This is a genomic window from Legionella drozanskii LLAP-1 (assembly GCF_001467585.1).
Classification (GTDB): Bacteria; Pseudomonadota; Gammaproteobacteria; order Legionellales; family Legionellaceae; genus Tatlockia; species Tatlockia drozanskii.
Map to the genome: position 1 here is coordinate 193,207 of NZ_LNXY01000020.1, position 16,723 is coordinate 209,929.

Here is a 16,723-nt window from a genome sequence, read left to right on the forward strand (position 1 = left end):
GTATAATAAACAGATCACTTATATAAATGTGCTATGAGTTTATTTATTGGAGGAAATAGCATGAATCAGCAGTTTCAGCTGGCGTCATTGAATTTGCCGATTGGCAGTTTGGATGCTTACATTCATCGGGTCAACCAGATTCCGATGCTTACCGCTGAAGAAGAACAAGATTGTGCTGAACGCTTTCGCAATGAAGGTGATATAGAAGGGGCTCGCCGTCTAGTGCTTGCTCATTTACGCTATGTTGTGCGCGTGGCCCGTGGTTATTTAGGTTACGGTTTACCTCTTAATGATTTGATTCAAGAAGGAAGTATTGGTTTGATGAAAGCGGTCAAGCGCTTTGATCCCAAAATGGGTGTTCGTTTAGTTTCCTTCGCTGTGCACTGGATAAAAGCCGAAATTCATGAATTTGTTCTGCGAAATTGGCGTATTGTTAAAATTGCAACGACTAAAGCACAGCGCAAATTGTTTTTTAATCTGCGCCAAATGAAAAATCGTTTAGGTTGGCTCAATGGCGAAGAAGTGAATGCCGTTGCCCGAGATCTCGGGGTAAGTCCTGAAGACGTGTTAATTATGGAGCAGCGCCTTAATGCCATGGATGCATCTTATGATTCACCTGTGTCGGACGACGATGATGAAGATTTCAAAGCGCCTGTGCATTATCTACACGATCCAAACAGTGATCCTGCGCATTTAATTGAGCAAGAAACAAGCGGTGAACATGGCCGTGAGCAATTATTTATGGCTTTGGAGTGCCTCGATGAGCGTAGCCAAGATATTTTACAGCAACGTTGGTTGGCAGAAGATAAAGCAACTTTACACGATTTAGCGGACAAATATGGTGTCTCCGCTGAGCGAGTGCGTCAATTAGAAAAAAATGCGATGAAGAAACTTCGTCAGTATATGGAAGAAGTAGGGTAAAAACTCTCTTACGATCTCTCTTTATATGCTCAAACCAATTCCCGCGGCATCGACCGCGGGGGTCCATAGATCTTATTCAGACTCCTTCTGGCTCTAATAAAATTGCCCCCATGGTCAAGCCACGGGGATAGCCAGTAGTGAAGGTCCAATCTATATCGCTTACCAAAATCGATGCCCGAACCAGAAAGGCACTGGTCTTCGTATGACCACATAGTTACGCGGTGGAGCCCAGCGGCGGAATTTCGCATAACTCCTATAATTGGAATGATAGAAATGGTCAACTTTGACATGCCGAGCGGAAGGGTAGGCATGGTGATGGGCATAGGATGGTGCGGCAAATAAAGTCGCAAAACCTAAAACACTACCCAGTAACACAGTTCTAGTTATCATTGTTAATCTCCTAATTACTAGCAATTAATATACTCAAGAAACCTTCAATCTCGCTTTTTGGCGATGTTGAGGTATCTAGGGAATAGTCTAGATAAAGAAAGTAATGGACATATAACAAGATGGGGAATAATTGTAACATCGGTGTTACAATTGTTTTTAGGTAAATAAAGCTAGATGTTATGCAAAACAAAAAATTGACTCTGTTTTTATTCTATTCATTATTATTACTAACCAGCATAAAATTAGTTGCCTCCTCTAATTCTCTAATGGCCCAAACTATGTCAAAACAATTTACTGTAATTGCTGATGATTATGAAAATAGCTTATTTGATTATTCCCCTGAAACAGGTCTTTTTTGGGGAAGAATCAATGTGGCTCAAGATCGATTCACTGATTATTCTTTGGAGGCTAGGCAAAAATGGCAACAACAGGAAGACCGTTTTCTCTTGGCTTTAAAACAGTTAGATGAGGTTTCTTTACGAAATTCGCCAGTGTATATCACTTATCTCCTCTTAATAGAAACGTTAGAAAATAAAAAGGCGAGTAGAATTTGTAAAGAAGAACTTTGGGATATCAATCCCGCATCGGGCTGGCATATAAAAATGGCAATAGTTGCTGAGAAGCAACCTGTGGGAACGGCTACAAATAGAGAGCTTGCGATAAAACGTTGGCAAACATTTAATTCCGTTGTTGATAAACAAATTGATAATTTAAAAACGGGCTTGAGTTTGGGTTATACCGCTCCTAAACCCGCAATAGAACGCGTCCTTGCTCAACTAAAAATCATGCTACAGAGTGAAATTGAAGAATCACCCTTTTTTGATTTCGCTCGGCGCGATAATGATCAACGGTTTAAAAAGCAAGTGAACTATTTAGTCGAAACAGTAGTGAATCCCGCCCTAACTAAGTATGTCAATTATTTAGAAAATGAATACCTAGCTCTTGCCAGAGTTGACATTGGACTTTCAGCTTTGCCGGCAGGCAATCAATGCTATCAGGCGAAGATCCAAGAAGAAACGACCCTAGCTAAAACACCCAAGGAAATACACGAATTAGGTCTTCAATTGTTAGAGAAGTTGGAAAAAGAAATTGCGGATCTGGGTTTTAAAAAATATGGTGTTTCTGATATTTCACTGATTTTTGAAGCAATCAAGAAGGATCCTGCCAATTATTTTTCGTCCGAGAAAGAGCTATTAGCTTATAATTTTTCTGCCTTGGAGAGAGCAAAATCTCAGGTTTCAAATTGGTTTGATCTGATGCCTAAGACGGATGGCACAATTAAACCCTATCCCGATTATCGAGCCAAAACGGGAGCTTCCGGTGAGTATTATCCACCTAATGAAGATGGATCGGAGCCGGGAGTTTTCTTTATTAATACTCATAAACCTCAACAACGTAATCGAAGTGATCAAGAAGCAACTTTATTTCATGAGTTAATACCAGGACATCATTTTCAAATCGCTTTAACTTATGAAGATAAATCGCTTCCTAATCTGAATAAATATCTTTGGAATTCAGGTTTTGGCGAGGGCTGGGCTTTATATGTCGAACGCCTGGCTGACAAAATGGGCTTATATCAAGATGAAGTTTCTAAATTAGGTATGTTATCCAATGAAACCTTAAGAGCCGCGCGCTTAGTGGTTGATACCGGAATACATGCTATGGGATGGAGTCGTGAAAAAGCCATCCTTTTTCTAACGCGATACACTTCTCTGGATAAATCAATAATAGAAGCGGAAGTAGACCGATATATCATGTTACCTGGCCAGGCAAACAGTTATATGCTCGGTAAATATGAAATTGAAACACTGAGAGATTTAGCTGAGAAGCAACTTGGTAAACAATTTGATATTCGTAAGTTTCATAATCAAATTCTAAAAAATGGTTCAGTTAGCCTGCCCATACTGAGAAGACAAATCGAGAATTGGTTAGCTGAACAAAGTAATCCTTAACTTTGTGTAAGTTTCATGAGCTAACTAAATCAACAATTTAGTTAGCTTTTGTTTCGTTTCTTTATCTGCAAAAGATGAATTGATCGCCATCTTGGTAAAATCAGTCATCTTAGAGTCAGAATAGAGGTAAGTTTGTTGGACTCTTTCGTATTCGCGGGCTAAATTGGTGCGAAAAAACGGTGGATCATCGGAGCCTAAACTCACTTGAATTCCGGCGGCCATGAGCTGAGTTAAAGGATGTTCCAACATATCCTTAAACAAGCCAAGAGCAATGTTACTGGAAGGGCAGATTTCTAAGGCAATACTGCGTTCTTTTAATTGAGTGAGTGTTTCTATGGAATGCATGGCTTGAACTCCATGGCCGATACGTTGTATTGGTAAATATTCCATGGCTTCAAGCATCCCACTCGCTGGGGCGAATTCTCCAGCATGGACGGTGCAAAAGAGCCCTCCTTCGGCAGCAATTTTGTAAGCTTTAGCAAATAATTTGGGCGGAAAATGGATTTCATCTCCTCCTAGACCAAAACCCACAATGCAAGGTACCGTTTCTTTTAAGGCTTGCTTTGCAACCTTCGTGACAGCGTCGACACCAAAATGACGAACGGCAACGATAATGATACGACCAATAATATTAAATTTTGTCTCAGCATCGTCAATGGCTTGTTGTATAGCTTGTAAGTGTTCTGCGGAAGAAATGCCGGTTGAACGTTCGGCATGATCGGGGGAATACATCATTTCTACATAGATCGTGCCTTCTAAAGCATTGGCTTTGAGATATTCGAAAGTAATATCATAATAATCGCGCGGCTGTTTAATGACCTCAGCTACGGAATCAAATGCTTTGAGAAAACCAAGAAAATCAGGATAGGAATAGCTTGTTCCGTCGGGAACAATTAATTCTTCTGGAAGAGTTAACTTATTTCGTTTAGCCAATCTCCTGGCCAAATCAGGTGTAATAGTTCCCTCTAGATGCACATGTAACTCGGCTTTTTTAATTGTCATGGCTATGTCGTCCCAGTGCTATAATCTTATAAGTTAATAGATGGTATCTTTACTGAAAAACCGATAAAATTACCATTTTGATATTTAAGTATATGCTATCCAGGATAAGTCATGAGTAACAAAGATATCGATAAAGCTTATGTAAGCCCTTACGACAAGTTCCTATTTGAATTTGACGCGACGCATGAAAAATCTGCCTCTCAGTTAAAAGAAATTAAAAAGCATGAGCGTATTGCTTTCCTTCGCGATCATGCGAAGCCAAAAGATTCCGAAGGCGAGATTTGGGACGCTTTTTAATCTCTATTGGGTAGGTGTTGGTCCTTGGGCTGAGGTATCGTCACTTTTTTTTGAATAAAAATAGGTGTTGCTCCAATCAGTAGCTCGATCCGTTCGGGCTGAGGAAGCGCGTAGCGCTGTCTCGAAGCCTTGGTGCAAAAGCACCTTCGAGTGCCTCAGGACTGGCCTTCGAGACGTCGCTGGCGCTTCCTCCTCAGGCTGAACGGTTCAGTAAAACACTGGCTTTGGCTCGAAATATTATTCAAAAAAAGTGAAGATACCTCAGGGTCTTTGCACTCAACTGCTACTGCCTGAATCCTGGCTTGACCGCGTGGATTTGCTTGAGCAGTTAATCAATTAGCAGACCTAACTGCATTTAACTATTCAAATATACCTGTTACCAAGCTTTTTGTTCAATATATATTAAAGATATATACTAAGAAATTGCTCTCTTATACAGGATGTATTTTAATGAGTTTTCTACAGGACTGGTTTCAACTTGAACCTATACCCGGGAATAAATTAGAAGGATACTATGATTTAAGTCTAGTTATTTTATCCTATATAGTCGCTGTTTTAGCCTCTTATGTTGCTCTAACCCTTGTTTCCCGTTTGCGTGAAGAAAAAAATAAACATGCAGCAAAGTACTGGCTTGTTGGTGGCGCATTCACCATGGGGGCTGGCATATGGTCTATGCATTTTATCGGTATGCTTGCTTTCGTATTGCCTATGCCAATGGAATATGAATTAATCTGGACGGGCGCTTCTTTATTTATGGCTATGCTCGCTTCAGGGTTTGCCTTGTTTATTCTCCAGAAAAAAAATTATTCCAGCTTACATTTGGCCTTTGGAGGGTTTTTAATTGGCCTTGCCATTTCAACCATGCACTATATGGGAATGGAGGCAATGAAAAACCATGTCATCATTCATTATCTACCCAGCTTATTCTTTCTCTCCATTTTTATTGGGATAGTCGCAGCCGAAGTTGCGTTATGGTTAGCTTTAGAAAGCGACCGCTTTGCAGCTCAAAAGCAAGTCTATTTTAAAATGGTTAGTGCTCTTATTATGGGGCTGGCGATTTGCGGAATGCATTATACTGGTATGGTGGCTTCAATTTTTACGCCATCACCCACTCATTTGATGCCAGATCAAAATCAAGTCATTCAGCCTAATTACCTTGCTTTTTTCATCGCTGGTGTTAGCGCGCTCATCATTAGCCTTGCATTAATAGTTTCTAGCTACTATAAAAAAATGATCGATGCTGTGCAAAACGAAAAAGAATTTTTAAACGCCATGTTGGATAATTTGGAAGATGGTATTATTGCCTGTAACGAAAAAGGAGAAGTTACTGTTTTAAATAATGCAATTCAAAAGAATTTTAGTATCGACAAATCGCTGCTTAACGTCGAAAAAATGTACAAATATTATCAACTATCGACCCCTGATCACAAACCACTTCCAAAAGATCAATATCCACTCAGACGAGTTTTTAATGGCGAGATAATACAACGATTACCCATGATCGTGAAGTTTAAAAATGATGAAACTATCGATGTGATTATCGATGGTCAACCTATTATTAATAAAGAGGGTCGCTCACTCGGTGCAGTGATAGTTACCCATGATATTACCGAATTGAAACGAGCTGAAAAGCTCAAAAACGAATTTGTTTCTATTGTCAGCCATGAATTACGTACTCCTCTGACTTCAATTCGAGGTTCTTTGGGATTATTGACAAGTGGATACATGGGTGGTTTTACAGAAAAAGCACAAAAACTGCTAGAAATTGCAAACAATAACTGTGAACGGTTACTGTTGCTGATTAATGATATTTTAGATATCGAGAAAATTGAAGCAGGCAAAATGGAGTTCCAGCTTAAAAATATGTACCTCATGGATATGATTAACGAAGCAGTCGATGCAAATAAAATGTATGCGGAAAAATATTCCATTTCTTTTCAGATAATACAGCCCCAAGAAAGATTGACAGTGAGCGTTGATACAGGCCGATTGATGCAAGTGCTTGCTAATCTTTTATCAAATGCCTGCAAGTTTTCACTGCCAAATGCAATAGTAACTATCGAAGTTAAAAAGCTAGAGGAGGCAGCGAGAGTATCTGTCATAGATAAAGGAGCAGGCATTCCTCTCGAGTTCCAACCCCGAATCTTTCAGAAATTTTCCCAAGCGGACTCTTCAGATACCCGAGGAAAAGGAGGTACTGGTTTAGGGCTGAATATTAGCAAAAGTATCATTGAAAAAATGGGTGGTACTCTTAATTTTCAGAGTGAACCCAATCAAGGCAGTACCTTTTATTTTGATTTGCCGCTGGTTGCCTCTTCTCCTGAAAGTGAAGTTTTTCATTTTCACGAAGGCGCAACCTCCACGAAACGTTTATTAATTTGTGAGGATGATCAAGATCAAGCGGATTATTTGAAGGCACTTTTAGAATCTGCCGGTTTTAATGTCGATATTGCTTTCACGGCTAGACAAGCAAAAGAAAAATTGGGGCATCAAGAGTATCAAGCCATGTTATTGGATTTGATACTTCCTGATCAAGACGGTATTTCTTTAATCAGAGAGTTACGGGTCGACCAAAAAACACGGGATTTGCCGATTATCGTTTTATCAATCATTTCCCAAACCGGGAAAATCTTATTAAACGGTGATGCCGTTTCGGTAATTGATTGGGTGGATAAGCCTGTTGATTTGAAACGTTTATTGCAAGTCATTAATAAATTAAAACCGCAGGGCACTGACCATTTGCCGATCATTTTACATGTTGAAGATAATGAAGATACACAACATGTAGTAGGAGTTTTGCTCGAAGAGCATGCCAAACTTTACACGGCAACTTCTTTGGGACAGGCCAAGAAAATGCTAGCGCAAAGAAACTATGACCTTATTATACTTGATTTGCTCTTACCGGATGGGAATGGAGTAGATATTTTGCCATTATTAGCTCAATACAAAACGCCAGTTCTTGTTTTTTCAGACATGCAGCTAAGTAACCAGTATGCACAGTATGTAAGCCAAGCTTTAGTTAAATCAAATTCAAATAACGAAAAATTGCTAAGCACAATTATGAACTTGATATAACGTCAAGGGAGAACTATGAATAATAAAGAGCTACAAAAAATCATCTATGCAGAGGACGAAGAGGATATTCGTGTTATTGCCCAGGTTGCTTTAGAAGATATCGGCACTTTTACAGTTAAATATTGTTTAAATGGCTATGAAGTGTTGGAGGCGATTAAAGAGTTTCAACCTGATTTGTTTTTACTTGATGTCATGATGCCTAAAATGGATGGTCCATCAGCATTGCGCGAAATCAGGCAGATATCTCATTTGGTTGATATACCGGCTATTTTTATGACAGCTAAAATCCAACCCAATGAAATTGAAGAATATAAATCGATTGGGGCAATCGATGTTATTCATAAACCCTTCGATCCAATTACCTTAGCCGATGATATAAAACGAATGTGGGATAAGTACTATGGATAATAAGGTACAGGATAAGCTGAATAACTTAATGCTGCGCTATAGAAGAAATTTACCAACGAAGCTTAATTCTATTCAGTCACAATGGCAGGAAATTCTTGATCGATGGGATCCACAAAAATTGGTGACCTTACATCGTGATGTCCATAGTTTATGTGGTTCAACGGGGACTTATGGTTATTCGGAATTATGCAAACTCGCACGAAAGGCAGAGGTTTTTTTAAAAAATATGCCGCTTGATAAAGAAGCAACCGATGTTGAAAAAAATGCGCTTTCTTCTTATTTAGCCCAACTAAAAACAACTTACTTAGAAAATCCAGATGTTCCCTCAGAGACGTTAGGCATGCTGCCATCGAGTAGTAAGTTAGTTTATCTTTTAGAACAGGACAAGTCTTTCGCTAATGATCTTTGTGACCATTTAAACAATATGGGATTTTATCCCACCATTTTAGATTCAGCAGCGGATCTAATCGTGAAAGTCAAAGAAGATCCCCCAGTTGCTATTATCATCAATAGCAACTACCTAGATAATGACGCTATCGATTTTCTCAGTAATCGCCAATATAGCGAGCACCCTATTCAATTATTTTGCTTTATACCCAATGCGGAACTGCTCCCTAGGTTGCTCGCTGTTCGCGCAAGATGCGATGCTTTTTTCCAACTTCCTGTCGATACTAGTTATTTTGCTCAGGTCTTCTTGAGTAAATGTAGTGCGGTGACGGAGTCATTTCGTATTTTAATTGTTGATGATACTGAAGCGCTTGCTGAATATTATTCATTAATTTTAACTAAAGCAGGAATGGTTACTCATACCCTATCTGATCCCATGCAATTATTAGATGAGTTGAAATTGTTTCAACCGGATTTACTTTTAATGGATATTTATATGCCAGTTTGTACTGGATTGGAGCTTGCTGCCATACTGCGTAAAGAAAAAAGTTACACTAAGATACCCATTATTTATCTTTCTACAGAAGGTGATCGTAACAAAATTTTATTTGCTATAAGCCTGGGCGGCGATGATTTTCTCTCTAAACCTGTTTCGCCTAACCATTTAATTTCTTCTGTGCGTTCTCGCGCTAAGAGAGCGAGTATTTTAAATTACTATATGAGAACCGATAGTTTGACGGGGCTACTTAACCATTCAAGTATTTTAGCGCAATTAGAAATTGAGATTGCGCGAGCCAAACAAAGGAAAGGTCCGTTAACTTTAATTATGATTGATATTGATCATTTTAAAGAAATTAATGATCGTTATGGCCATCCGGTGGGGGACAGAGTTTTAAAACAATTGTCTAATCTCTTTTTAATGTATTTACGTAATCAAGATATAATCGGCAGGTATGGGGGTGAAGAGTTTTTGCTCATACTGCCTGGTACTTTTCCTCAAGATGGAATAACCATTTGCGATGAACTACGTATCCATTTTAATCTCTACCCTTTTAAAGAACAAAATCTAGAGTTTAATGCGACCTTTAGCGCAGGCATTACCTACCTAAAAAACGGTGAGAGCGAAGCGGTTTCGTTGATCAAAGAGGCTGATAAAGCGCTCTATCAAGCTAAAAATCAAGGAAGAAACTGTATTGTCTTGAGTAATAAAAATACCCCTAGCTGAAGATACTGATTTTTTTCTATCGCTTTTTTATCCTAAGAAATTTTATCCAATAAGATAATGCAATACTTTAAAAGCTAAAATCGTTAACAAAGAAGCAAGCGGTAAGGTTAAGATCCAAGACATAAAGATATTGCGAATCACACGCAAATTTAAAGCACCAATACCCCGTGCTAAACCTACGCCCAATACTGCACCTACCAAGGTCTGAGTTGCTGAAACAGGAATTCCTGTACTAGTAGCAACTACGACTGTCGTCGCGGCTGCGAGAGTAGCGGCAAAAGCCCGACTCGGTGTTAAAGCAGTGATGGCAGAGCCCACGGTTTCAATCACTTTTCTGCCATACATTAAGAAACCAGCTATTACGCCCGAACAACCCAGCAAAATAATCCATGCGGGATAATTACTGGCGCCAATTGGCTGATTTGTTTGCATTACTAAACTATGAATGATAGTTAAGGGGCCTACTGCTAAAGCAACGTCATTTGAACCATGAGCGAAAACCATCGCACAGGCGGTTAATGCCATAAGTACGGCAAAATATTTTTCGACTTGAAGGAAACGCTCGCGACGTCTGATTCTAGGCATTTCTGGGATACGTTTAATAAAAATCATGCCAATGATGGTTATAGAAATACTCGTAGCAAGTGTAACTGCCAAATCTTGTTTTAAATTCAGGTGAATATCAAAATGCTTTAATCCTTTAAACACAGTAATGAACGACAGAATAGTGCCCACCAAAAAAAGATAGATGGGAATATATATTTTAGCTTTTCGCAGCGGATCAGATTTTATGAATATGGTTTGTTGAATACTCACAAAAAGGGCATAAGCGGTTACTCCAGCAATGAGAGGAGAAGTAATCCAGCCCATGGCGATGCGTGAAACCTGTTGCCAATGAATCGTATCAGTACCTAATACCATGGCACCAAAACCGACCATCGAACCGACTAACGCATTAGTGATGGAAACAGGGACGCCCAAATAACTTGCAAGATTCATCCAGATTGTACAGGCCAGCAAAACACTAAGCATTCCTTCAATAAGAATGACCGGTTGATTAGATAATTGACTCGTATTAATAATACCATCACGCATAGTCTCAGTGACGCCACTGCCACCAAGAAAAGCCCCTGCAAACTCAAAAACCACCGCAATAATCATCGCTTGGCGTACAGTGATCGCTTTTGAGCCCATTGTCGTAGACATTACGTTAGCGAGATCGTTTGCGCCTACTCCCCAATTCATTAAGAAGCAGAAGGCAATAGCAACAAGAAGCAATATAAACGTATAATCCATGGAATTTATTACCTGGAAATGAGAATTTGGAGCCGACCGCCCACTGTTTGGGCATGATCAGCTAAGTCACCAATCCATTGAACTAGTTTGTAGAGAAAAACTACTTCAATTGCAGGTAAATCCTTTTCCAGCTCAAAAATATGATGTCTAATATCAGCTAATTTTTCATCACTATCGTGTTCAATTTCGTCAAGTGTCATAATCATTTCTTCAACGATTTTCACTTCACTGCCTCGAAAACCACTTTCAAGTAATTCATCTAGCTCATTAATTGCTTTACAGGCTTGCTTAGACGCATCTAAGCATCGATGTAAAAAAGTTTTAATCACAGGCGCGAGACTATCAGGAATAATCATTTGTCGACTAACGATAAGGCCGGCGATATCCTGGGCTTTATTGGCAATGCGATCCTGAGCACTTAATAGCTCGAGTAAATCGGTACGAGATACAGGAAGAAATAAGCCGGTGGGTAAATGCAGTCGCAGATCGCGTTTAATGACATCCGCTTCTTTCTCGAGTTCGCATATTTTTTTCTTTATGATTTCAGCGGTTTTCCAATCTTGTACAAGTACGGCTTCAAAAAAAGGATCAAGTTGCTTCGCGCAATTGTGTGCTTTACGCATGTGTTGTTCAATGGGCCGAATAGGCGATGGCCCGAACATATTAAATATGCTACCCATTTTAAATACACATCGTTATAAGAGAAGATTTTGGCGATTATAACCAAACTTTGATCAGAACAAAACATGTTTATACCTATTCAGGTAGTATGGGTATTATTTCTGCTACACTTGAAATGAATGATTACAAGCACTTAACAGGGAGTGTGCTAATGAAGAAATGGATCTTCGCGTGGATGTTTATCGTGGCGACTGCTTTTGCGCAGTCAGCAATGATTACTAAAGTAATCCAACTGCAGTATCAAAATGCAGATCACATGATTCAACTGATCCAGCCTTTATTGGGAGCAGGGGAGCAAATCAGTGGTTCTGGACAAACCTTGATCGTTAAAGTAACGCCTGACACTTTGACTCAGTTACGCGCGGTTTTACATAAACTTGATCAGCCGCCTGTTACTTTTGAAATTAGCATTTATCAAGGCGACCCAGATTGGTTAAGTCAAAATGACGAGAACACAATTACCATCACCACTCCCTCGCATTCAGATCAACGACAACGTCAATCTGTAACGGTCATGAATGGCGAATCCGCCTTTGTGAGTACAGGAGCAGATCAGCCAGTTTTAAGCTCTGCTGGTATTGGTTTCTGGGGCGCTGGTGTCTCCTATGATAGACGCTTAACTCAGGATGGTTTGTTGGTTGAACCAACTCTACAAGGGCAACAAGTAAAGTTAAAAGTGCGCCGTATTCGCGAACAAGATAACCCCGTTGTTAATCAGCAATTTGATAATCAACAGGTTATGACGACGGTTATGGTACCTTTAAATAAATGGGTTCCTTTGGCAAGTCCGCAAGGTAGCGACCCTGTCGATTCTTCGACCCAAATTATTCGTGCAGGTAACCAGTTTTCGCAAAATTCGACTTTGTATATTAGGGTAAATGTCGTACAGCAACCGACTTCAGACTCTGCTGGAAATTAACCCAATGAGATAAGGTATTGCAATGAAAACTAAGAAAAAAGACCAGATTAGTGAGCAAATTAAACATGAAACGGTTATACCAGCCTTTTCAGTTGAAGAAGGATTAGCCAGTTTGCTCACAGGTACCCATAAATTGGATGATTTATTTAATTTTCTTGACCGTTTTTTTCAGGCTAATCTTGCAAAATTAACTGCAGGAATAAGTCCGGCTACTTTAGCAAGTGCCTATTGTGCTTGGTTAATTCAATTATCTATCAATCCTGGACGTCTATTAGAGCTTGCTCTTTATCCGATCATTCATTCGCAAGATTGCACGAATAAAATTTATTGTGAAGAGAGGACTGGCGATGGCAAAGACGTCCGATTTCAGTCAGACAGCTGGCAATATTTGCCCTGGCGTTATGGGGCAGAGAGTTTTCTGCAAATGGAAGATTGGTGGAAAAGAGCAACGACTAACTTACCCGGTGTATCCACCCCTGCTTCACGCATCGTTGCGTTCTGTACAAGACAAATTATGGATGCGGTGTCACCTTCAAACTTTGTTTTAACTAACCCTGACTTAATGAATGAAACAATTAAATCCCATGGATTTAATTTATTTCATGGCACTAAACTGGCTGTTGAGGACGTTCTTGTAAAGCTAACTGGGGTACCGCCTCAGGGAGTGGAAAACTTTATTCCAGGTCAGCAGGTTGCAATTACTCCAGGAAAGGTGATTTTTAAAAATCATCTTATTGAGTTAATTCAATATGAGCCACAAACTAAAACGGTTTATAAAGAACCTATTCTGATACTGCCAGCCTGGATTATGAAATACTATATTCTTGACCTCTCTCCCGAAAATTCTTTAGTACAATGGCTTGTTAATCATGGACATACTGTGTTCATAGTCTCCTGGCTTAACCCAACCTCAAAAGATCGTAATTTGAGTATGGATGATTATTATCGCTCTGGAGCGATGGCTTCTATCGATCAAATTTCTTCCATCTTCCCCAAAAGAAAAATAAATCTTATGGGGTATTGTCTGGGAGGGACTTTAGCAATTATTACCGCAGCAGCGATGGCAAGAGATGGAGATAAGCGTTTAAATAGCCTTTCTCTGCTTGCAGCCCAGGGTGATTTTAATGATGCAGGTGAGATGATGCTTTTTATTACTCAAGGAGAGATTGCATTTCTTAAGAATATGATGTGGGAACAAGGTTATCTCGATACTAAGCAAATGGCCGGTTCATTTCAAATGCTTCGTTCCTACGATCTAATCTGGTCAAAAATGGTTCAGGATTATATGAGTGGACAGCAAAGAGGAATGATCGATTTGTTGGCATGGAACGCCGATGCGACTCGCATGCCTAGCAAAATGCATAGTGAATATCTTGAGAGACTTTTTCTGCATAATGATCTTGCGGAAGGATCTTTTAAGGTCGAAGGAAAGACGATAGCCCCGGAAAATATCCGTATTCCAGCTTTTATAGTCAGTACAGAAAAAGATCACGTAGCACCCTGGCGCTCTGTGTATAAACTCCATCTCATGATCAATGGCAGGATAACCTTTGTTTTAACAAATGGTGGACATAACGCAGGTATTTTGAGCGAGCCAGGCCATAAAGGGCGAAGTTATCGGATTCATTCAAGTAAAAAAGATGCGCCCTATCTCGATGCATCGGCTTGGATAGAAATTGCGGAGAGAAAAAAAGGGTCATGGTGGATTGCCTGGCATAAATGGCTTGCTAAACACTCTAGTCCAGAGCGAACAGCAGCTCCTATACTCGATTCTTCATTACCTCCAGCGCCAGGAACCTATGTATTACAAAAGTAGAGCTGTCGCTTTCGGTTAAGAATTTGGCCAAGGTCTAGCGGGCGCAGGTACAAATTGGCCAAATATTTTCTATTTTTTCCATTTCTTAACAATCTATCGCTTGAAAATAACACTATTTGGCATTTTTTTTTGGTAAAATAGAGATATAGGTTTTAAGGGAGAGTTTTTATGCTTGATAGTACTAAAGCTGCACAAATGATCGCAGAAATGAAAAAAAAAGAGGAGTTGGACGGAGTAACAAAAAATCCATGCAAACTCTGTAGTATGCGGGGACGTAAGGTTTGTGGTTGCGGTGGCGGTAGCGGGGGTGGCAGCGGTGGTGATGCTGCTAGCGGAGATGATGAGGATGATAAAAAAGAACTCGACTCTATCGGAGAGCTGGATGAAACCGCAAAAATAGACGATAAAAACTATTTCGATATGGAGCTGGTCGCCTCTTCCGCTTTAGAACCTGGAAAATTAGAATTTGAAGATGAATTAGAGCCTGAAGATAAATTAACAGATCAAGAGCTTAGCGCGCTTTTAGAAGAACTCAGTGGTTTATTGAAGATAGAAAGAGATGACGACTCTGGGATTTTAAAAATTGCAAGCGTTCGTCCTTTTTCGAGCCCAGAAGCGCAGCGGATACTTCAGTATATCAAGTTAATTGAAGCGGAATTTGAAGCGTTTAAAGAGGAACTGCAAGAATCCGGAGAAAATCTGAGTGGCTATACTGCGACTAGGACTGAAAATAGCTTGATCATTCGTATTCCGTCAAAAAATTACGATCTCTTTATGGCAAGGTTAGAGAACAAGCATTTGCTCGATTTCAGTGGAAAAGCAGCGAAAGAAAATACTATGGAGATTCCAGAACAAAAAGAAGGACATCGGTTTTCACCCTTGTCAACACGACCTGTCCCTAAAGAAATTTCATCGGAAAGTTAATACTGTTATTACATCAGCTTGACATTGCTCCTTTATAGCAAAACAATAGCCCCAAAATAAATTGCTGAGGAAAAATAATGCAAATAGCTAGTATTAAGGGACGTGAAATTCTTGATTCTCGAGGAAATCCAACGGTTGAAGCTGATGTTATTTTAACGACTGGTGAAATGGGCCGCGCCAGTGTGCCTTCGGGTGCTTCAACTGGAAGCCGCGAGACTTGTGAACTGCGCGATAAAGACAAGTCCCGTTATGCCGGAAAGGGCGTTCGGCAAGCAGTTGAACACATCAATCAAGAAATTAATCAATCGCTCAAAGGTTTTTCTGTCACCGATCAAGCCAAAATTGATGAGCATTTATGCCTTCTTGATGGCAGCGAAAACAAATCCCGTTTAGGCGCAAATGCAATTCTCGCTGTTTCCTTAGCTTGCGCACGGGTCTATGCAATTGCAAAAAAATTACCATTATATCAAGCACTTAATCAAGGTGAGGTCATGTCAATGCCGGTCCCTATGATGAATGTGCTCAATGGAGGAGCTCATGCTGACAATAATGTGGATATCCAAGAATTCATGTTGATGCCAGTTGGCGCGCCTGATTTTGCTACCGCCTTACAAATGGGCACCGAAATTTTTCATGTGCTGAAGTCAGTTTTAAGAAAACAGGGGCTAAGCACGGCCGTTGGTGATGAAGGTGGGTTTGCGCCCGATTTAAAATCTAATCGTCATGCCTTAGATATGTTAGTACAGGCGGTAGAGCAGGCTGGGTATCAATTAGGCCAAGACATCGTTTTCGCTTTGGATGTTGCTGCATCAGAGTTATTCCATGATAATTTTTATCATCTTAGTTCTGAAAATAAAAAACTGAGTAGTAGCGAGATCATTGATTACTATGGTGATTTAGTCGCTAATTATCCTATTGTAAGCATTGAGGATGGGTTAGACGAGCATGATTGGCAAGGTTGGCAACAAATGACTGCTCGTTTTGGTTCTAAATTACAGCTCGTCGGTGATGATTTATTTGTGACTAATACCCGCATTTTACAAGAAGGTATCACACAAAAAATGGCCAATGCGATTTTGATTAAGCTCAATCAAATTGGTACTTTAACTGAAACAAGACAGGCCATTCAACTTGCTCACCAGCATGGTTACCATTGTGTGATGTCTCACCGTTCCGGCGAAACGGAAGATGCTTTTATTGCCGATTTAGCAGTGGCGACAGGTTGCGGCCAGATTAAAACAGGCTCATTGTGTCGTACTGATCGAATTGCCAAATATAATCAGTTACTGCGCATCAATGAAATGGCTAATATAGCCTATGCAGGCCGTCAGGTATTAATCGGCCAATGATGTATTTCATTTGATGTGGAAGCGCTATTATGCTTCCACATCCTATGTTAGTGTATATTAAAAAATATCTCTTCGTTCGAG

The 16,723-nt window shown here is 39.9% G+C and carries 14 protein-coding genes; 10 read left to right on the plus strand and 4 right to left on the minus strand.

The genetic code is table 11. The annotated features are described in order from the left end of the window. Nucleotides 1-60: 60 nt before the first annotated feature. Complete coding sequence (gene rpoH, locus Ldro_RS05260) at nucleotides 61-921, plus strand: RNA polymerase sigma factor RpoH (RefSeq protein WP_058495365.1); 861 nt, start codon at nucleotides 61-63, stop codon at nucleotides 919-921. Between the two features lie 159 nt (nucleotides 922-1,080). Here rpoH and Ldro_RS05265 read toward each other — a convergent pair whose 3' ends face one another. After that, nucleotides 1,081-1,311 carry a hypothetical protein gene (locus Ldro_RS05265; RefSeq protein ID WP_058495366.1) on the minus strand — a complete coding sequence of 77 codons (231 nt, stop codon included), beginning with the start codon at nucleotides 1,309-1,311 and terminating at the stop codon, nucleotides 1,081-1,083. 278 nt (nucleotides 1,312-1,589) lie between these two features. Between Ldro_RS05265 and Ldro_RS05270 the strand changes: the two genes are divergently transcribed. After that, a complete protein-coding gene (locus tag Ldro_RS05270) occupies nucleotides 1,590-3,263 on the plus strand; it encodes a DUF885 domain-containing protein (protein WP_058496066.1) in 1,674 nt (557 codons plus the stop codon). A gap of 24 nt (nucleotides 3,264-3,287) precedes the next feature. Here the strand turns inward: Ldro_RS05270 and Ldro_RS05275 are convergent, their stop codons facing one another. Continuing rightward, nucleotides 3,288-4,265 carry an adenosine deaminase gene (locus Ldro_RS05275; RefSeq protein ID WP_058495367.1) on the minus strand — a complete coding sequence of 326 codons (978 nt, stop codon included), beginning with the start codon at nucleotides 4,263-4,265 and terminating at the stop codon, nucleotides 3,288-3,290. Nucleotides 4,266-4,376: 111 nt separating this feature from the next. On the opposite strand from Ldro_RS05275, the gene Ldro_RS05280 reads away from it, so the two are divergent. The 4 genes from Ldro_RS05280 (at nucleotide 4,377) to Ldro_RS05295 (ending at nucleotide 9,657) form a co-directional block, all read left to right on the plus strand. Next, on the plus strand, nucleotides 4,377-4,562 hold the full coding sequence (locus Ldro_RS05280; RefSeq protein WP_058495368.1) for a CBU_0585 family protein: 186 nt from the start codon (nucleotides 4,377-4,379) through the stop codon (nucleotides 4,560-4,562). A gap of 450 nt (nucleotides 4,563-5,012) precedes the next feature. Then, on the plus strand, nucleotides 5,013-7,637 hold the full coding sequence (locus tag Ldro_RS05285; protein WP_058495369.1) for an MHYT domain-containing protein: 2,625 nt from the start codon (nucleotides 5,013-5,015) through the stop codon (nucleotides 7,635-7,637). Nucleotides 7,638-7,652: 15 nt separating this feature from the next. Continuing rightward, complete coding sequence (locus Ldro_RS05290) at nucleotides 7,653-8,045, plus strand: response regulator (RefSeq protein ID WP_058495370.1); 393 nt, start codon at nucleotides 7,653-7,655, stop codon at nucleotides 8,043-8,045. Further along, on the plus strand, nucleotides 8,038-9,657 hold the full coding sequence (locus Ldro_RS05295; RefSeq protein WP_058495371.1) for a GGDEF domain-containing response regulator: 1,620 nt from the start codon (nucleotides 8,038-8,040) through the stop codon (nucleotides 9,655-9,657). Before Ldro_RS05290 ends, Ldro_RS05295 begins: the two co-directional genes overlap by 8 nt. A 42-nt stretch (nucleotides 9,658-9,699) precedes the next feature. Here the strand turns inward: Ldro_RS05295 and Ldro_RS05300 are convergent, their stop codons facing one another. Beyond that, on the minus strand, nucleotides 9,700-10,953 hold the full coding sequence (locus Ldro_RS05300) for an inorganic phosphate transporter (protein WP_058495372.1): 1,254 nt from the start codon (nucleotides 10,951-10,953) through the stop codon (nucleotides 9,700-9,702). An 8-nt stretch (nucleotides 10,954-10,961) separates the two neighbouring features. Then, nucleotides 10,962-11,615 (minus strand): TIGR00153 family protein, encoded by a 654-nt coding sequence (locus Ldro_RS05305; RefSeq protein ID WP_193786642.1) that lies wholly within the window; start codon nucleotides 11,613-11,615, stop codon nucleotides 10,962-10,964. A 170-nt stretch (nucleotides 11,616-11,785) separates the two neighbouring features. Between Ldro_RS05305 and Ldro_RS05310 the strand changes: the two genes are divergently transcribed. From Ldro_RS05310 to eno, 4 genes are all read left to right on the plus strand, one after another. After that, the gene (locus tag Ldro_RS05310; protein ID WP_058495374.1) at nucleotides 11,786-12,553 is read left to right on the plus strand and encodes a secretin N-terminal domain-containing protein; all 768 of its coding nucleotides are present in this window, start codon (nucleotides 11,786-11,788) and stop codon (nucleotides 12,551-12,553) included. A gap of 22 nt (nucleotides 12,554-12,575) precedes the next feature. Beyond that, nucleotides 12,576-14,369, plus strand: coding sequence for a PHA/PHB synthase family protein (locus Ldro_RS05315; RefSeq protein ID WP_058495375.1), 1,794 nt, complete (start codon nucleotides 12,576-12,578; stop codon nucleotides 14,367-14,369). Between the two features lie 168 nt (nucleotides 14,370-14,537). Then, nucleotides 14,538-15,293 (plus strand): hypothetical protein, encoded by a 756-nt coding sequence (locus Ldro_RS05320; protein ID WP_058495376.1) that lies wholly within the window; start codon nucleotides 14,538-14,540, stop codon nucleotides 15,291-15,293. A 77-nt stretch (nucleotides 15,294-15,370) separates the two neighbouring features. Continuing rightward, nucleotides 15,371-16,642 (plus strand): phosphopyruvate hydratase, encoded by a 1,272-nt coding sequence (gene eno / locus Ldro_RS05325; RefSeq protein ID WP_058495377.1) that lies wholly within the window; start codon nucleotides 15,371-15,373, stop codon nucleotides 16,640-16,642. The last annotated feature ends 81 nt before the right edge of the window (nucleotides 16,643-16,723 follow it).

Coding starts and splice junctions, on each gene's coding strand:
- rpoH (WP_058495365.1), top strand. CDS start 61: ATGAATCAGCAGTTTCAGCTGGCGTCATTGAATTTGCCGATTGGCAGT.
- Ldro_RS05265 (WP_058495366.1), bottom strand. CDS start 1,311: ATGATAACTAGAACTGTGTTACTGGGTAGTGTTTTAGGTTTTGCGACT.
- Ldro_RS05270 (WP_058496066.1), top strand. CDS start 1,590: ATGTCAAAACAATTTACTGTAATTGCTGATGATTATGAAAATAGCTTA.
- Ldro_RS05275 (WP_058495367.1), bottom strand. CDS start 4,265: ATGACAATTAAAAAAGCCGAGTTACATGTGCATCTAGAGGGAACTATT.
- Ldro_RS05280 (WP_058495368.1), top strand. CDS start 4,377: ATGAGTAACAAAGATATCGATAAAGCTTATGTAAGCCCTTACGACAAG.
- Ldro_RS05285 (WP_058495369.1), top strand. CDS start 5,013: ATGAGTTTTCTACAGGACTGGTTTCAACTTGAACCTATACCCGGGAAT.
- Ldro_RS05290 (WP_058495370.1), top strand. CDS start 7,653: ATGAATAATAAAGAGCTACAAAAAATCATCTATGCAGAGGACGAAGAG.
- Ldro_RS05295 (WP_058495371.1), top strand. CDS start 8,038: ATGGATAATAAGGTACAGGATAAGCTGAATAACTTAATGCTGCGCTAT.
- Ldro_RS05300 (WP_058495372.1), bottom strand. CDS start 10,953: ATGGATTATACGTTTATATTGCTTCTTGTTGCTATTGCCTTCTGCTTC.
- Ldro_RS05305 (WP_193786642.1), bottom strand. CDS start 11,615: ATGTTCGGGCCATCGCCTATTCGGCCCATTGAACAACACATGCGTAAA.
- Ldro_RS05310 (WP_058495374.1), top strand. CDS start 11,786: ATGAAGAAATGGATCTTCGCGTGGATGTTTATCGTGGCGACTGCTTTT.
- Ldro_RS05315 (WP_058495375.1), top strand. CDS start 12,576: ATGAAAACTAAGAAAAAAGACCAGATTAGTGAGCAAATTAAACATGAA.
- Ldro_RS05320 (WP_058495376.1), top strand. CDS start 14,538: ATGCTTGATAGTACTAAAGCTGCACAAATGATCGCAGAAATGAAAAAA.
- eno (WP_058495377.1), top strand. CDS start 15,371: ATGCAAATAGCTAGTATTAAGGGACGTGAAATTCTTGATTCTCGAGGA.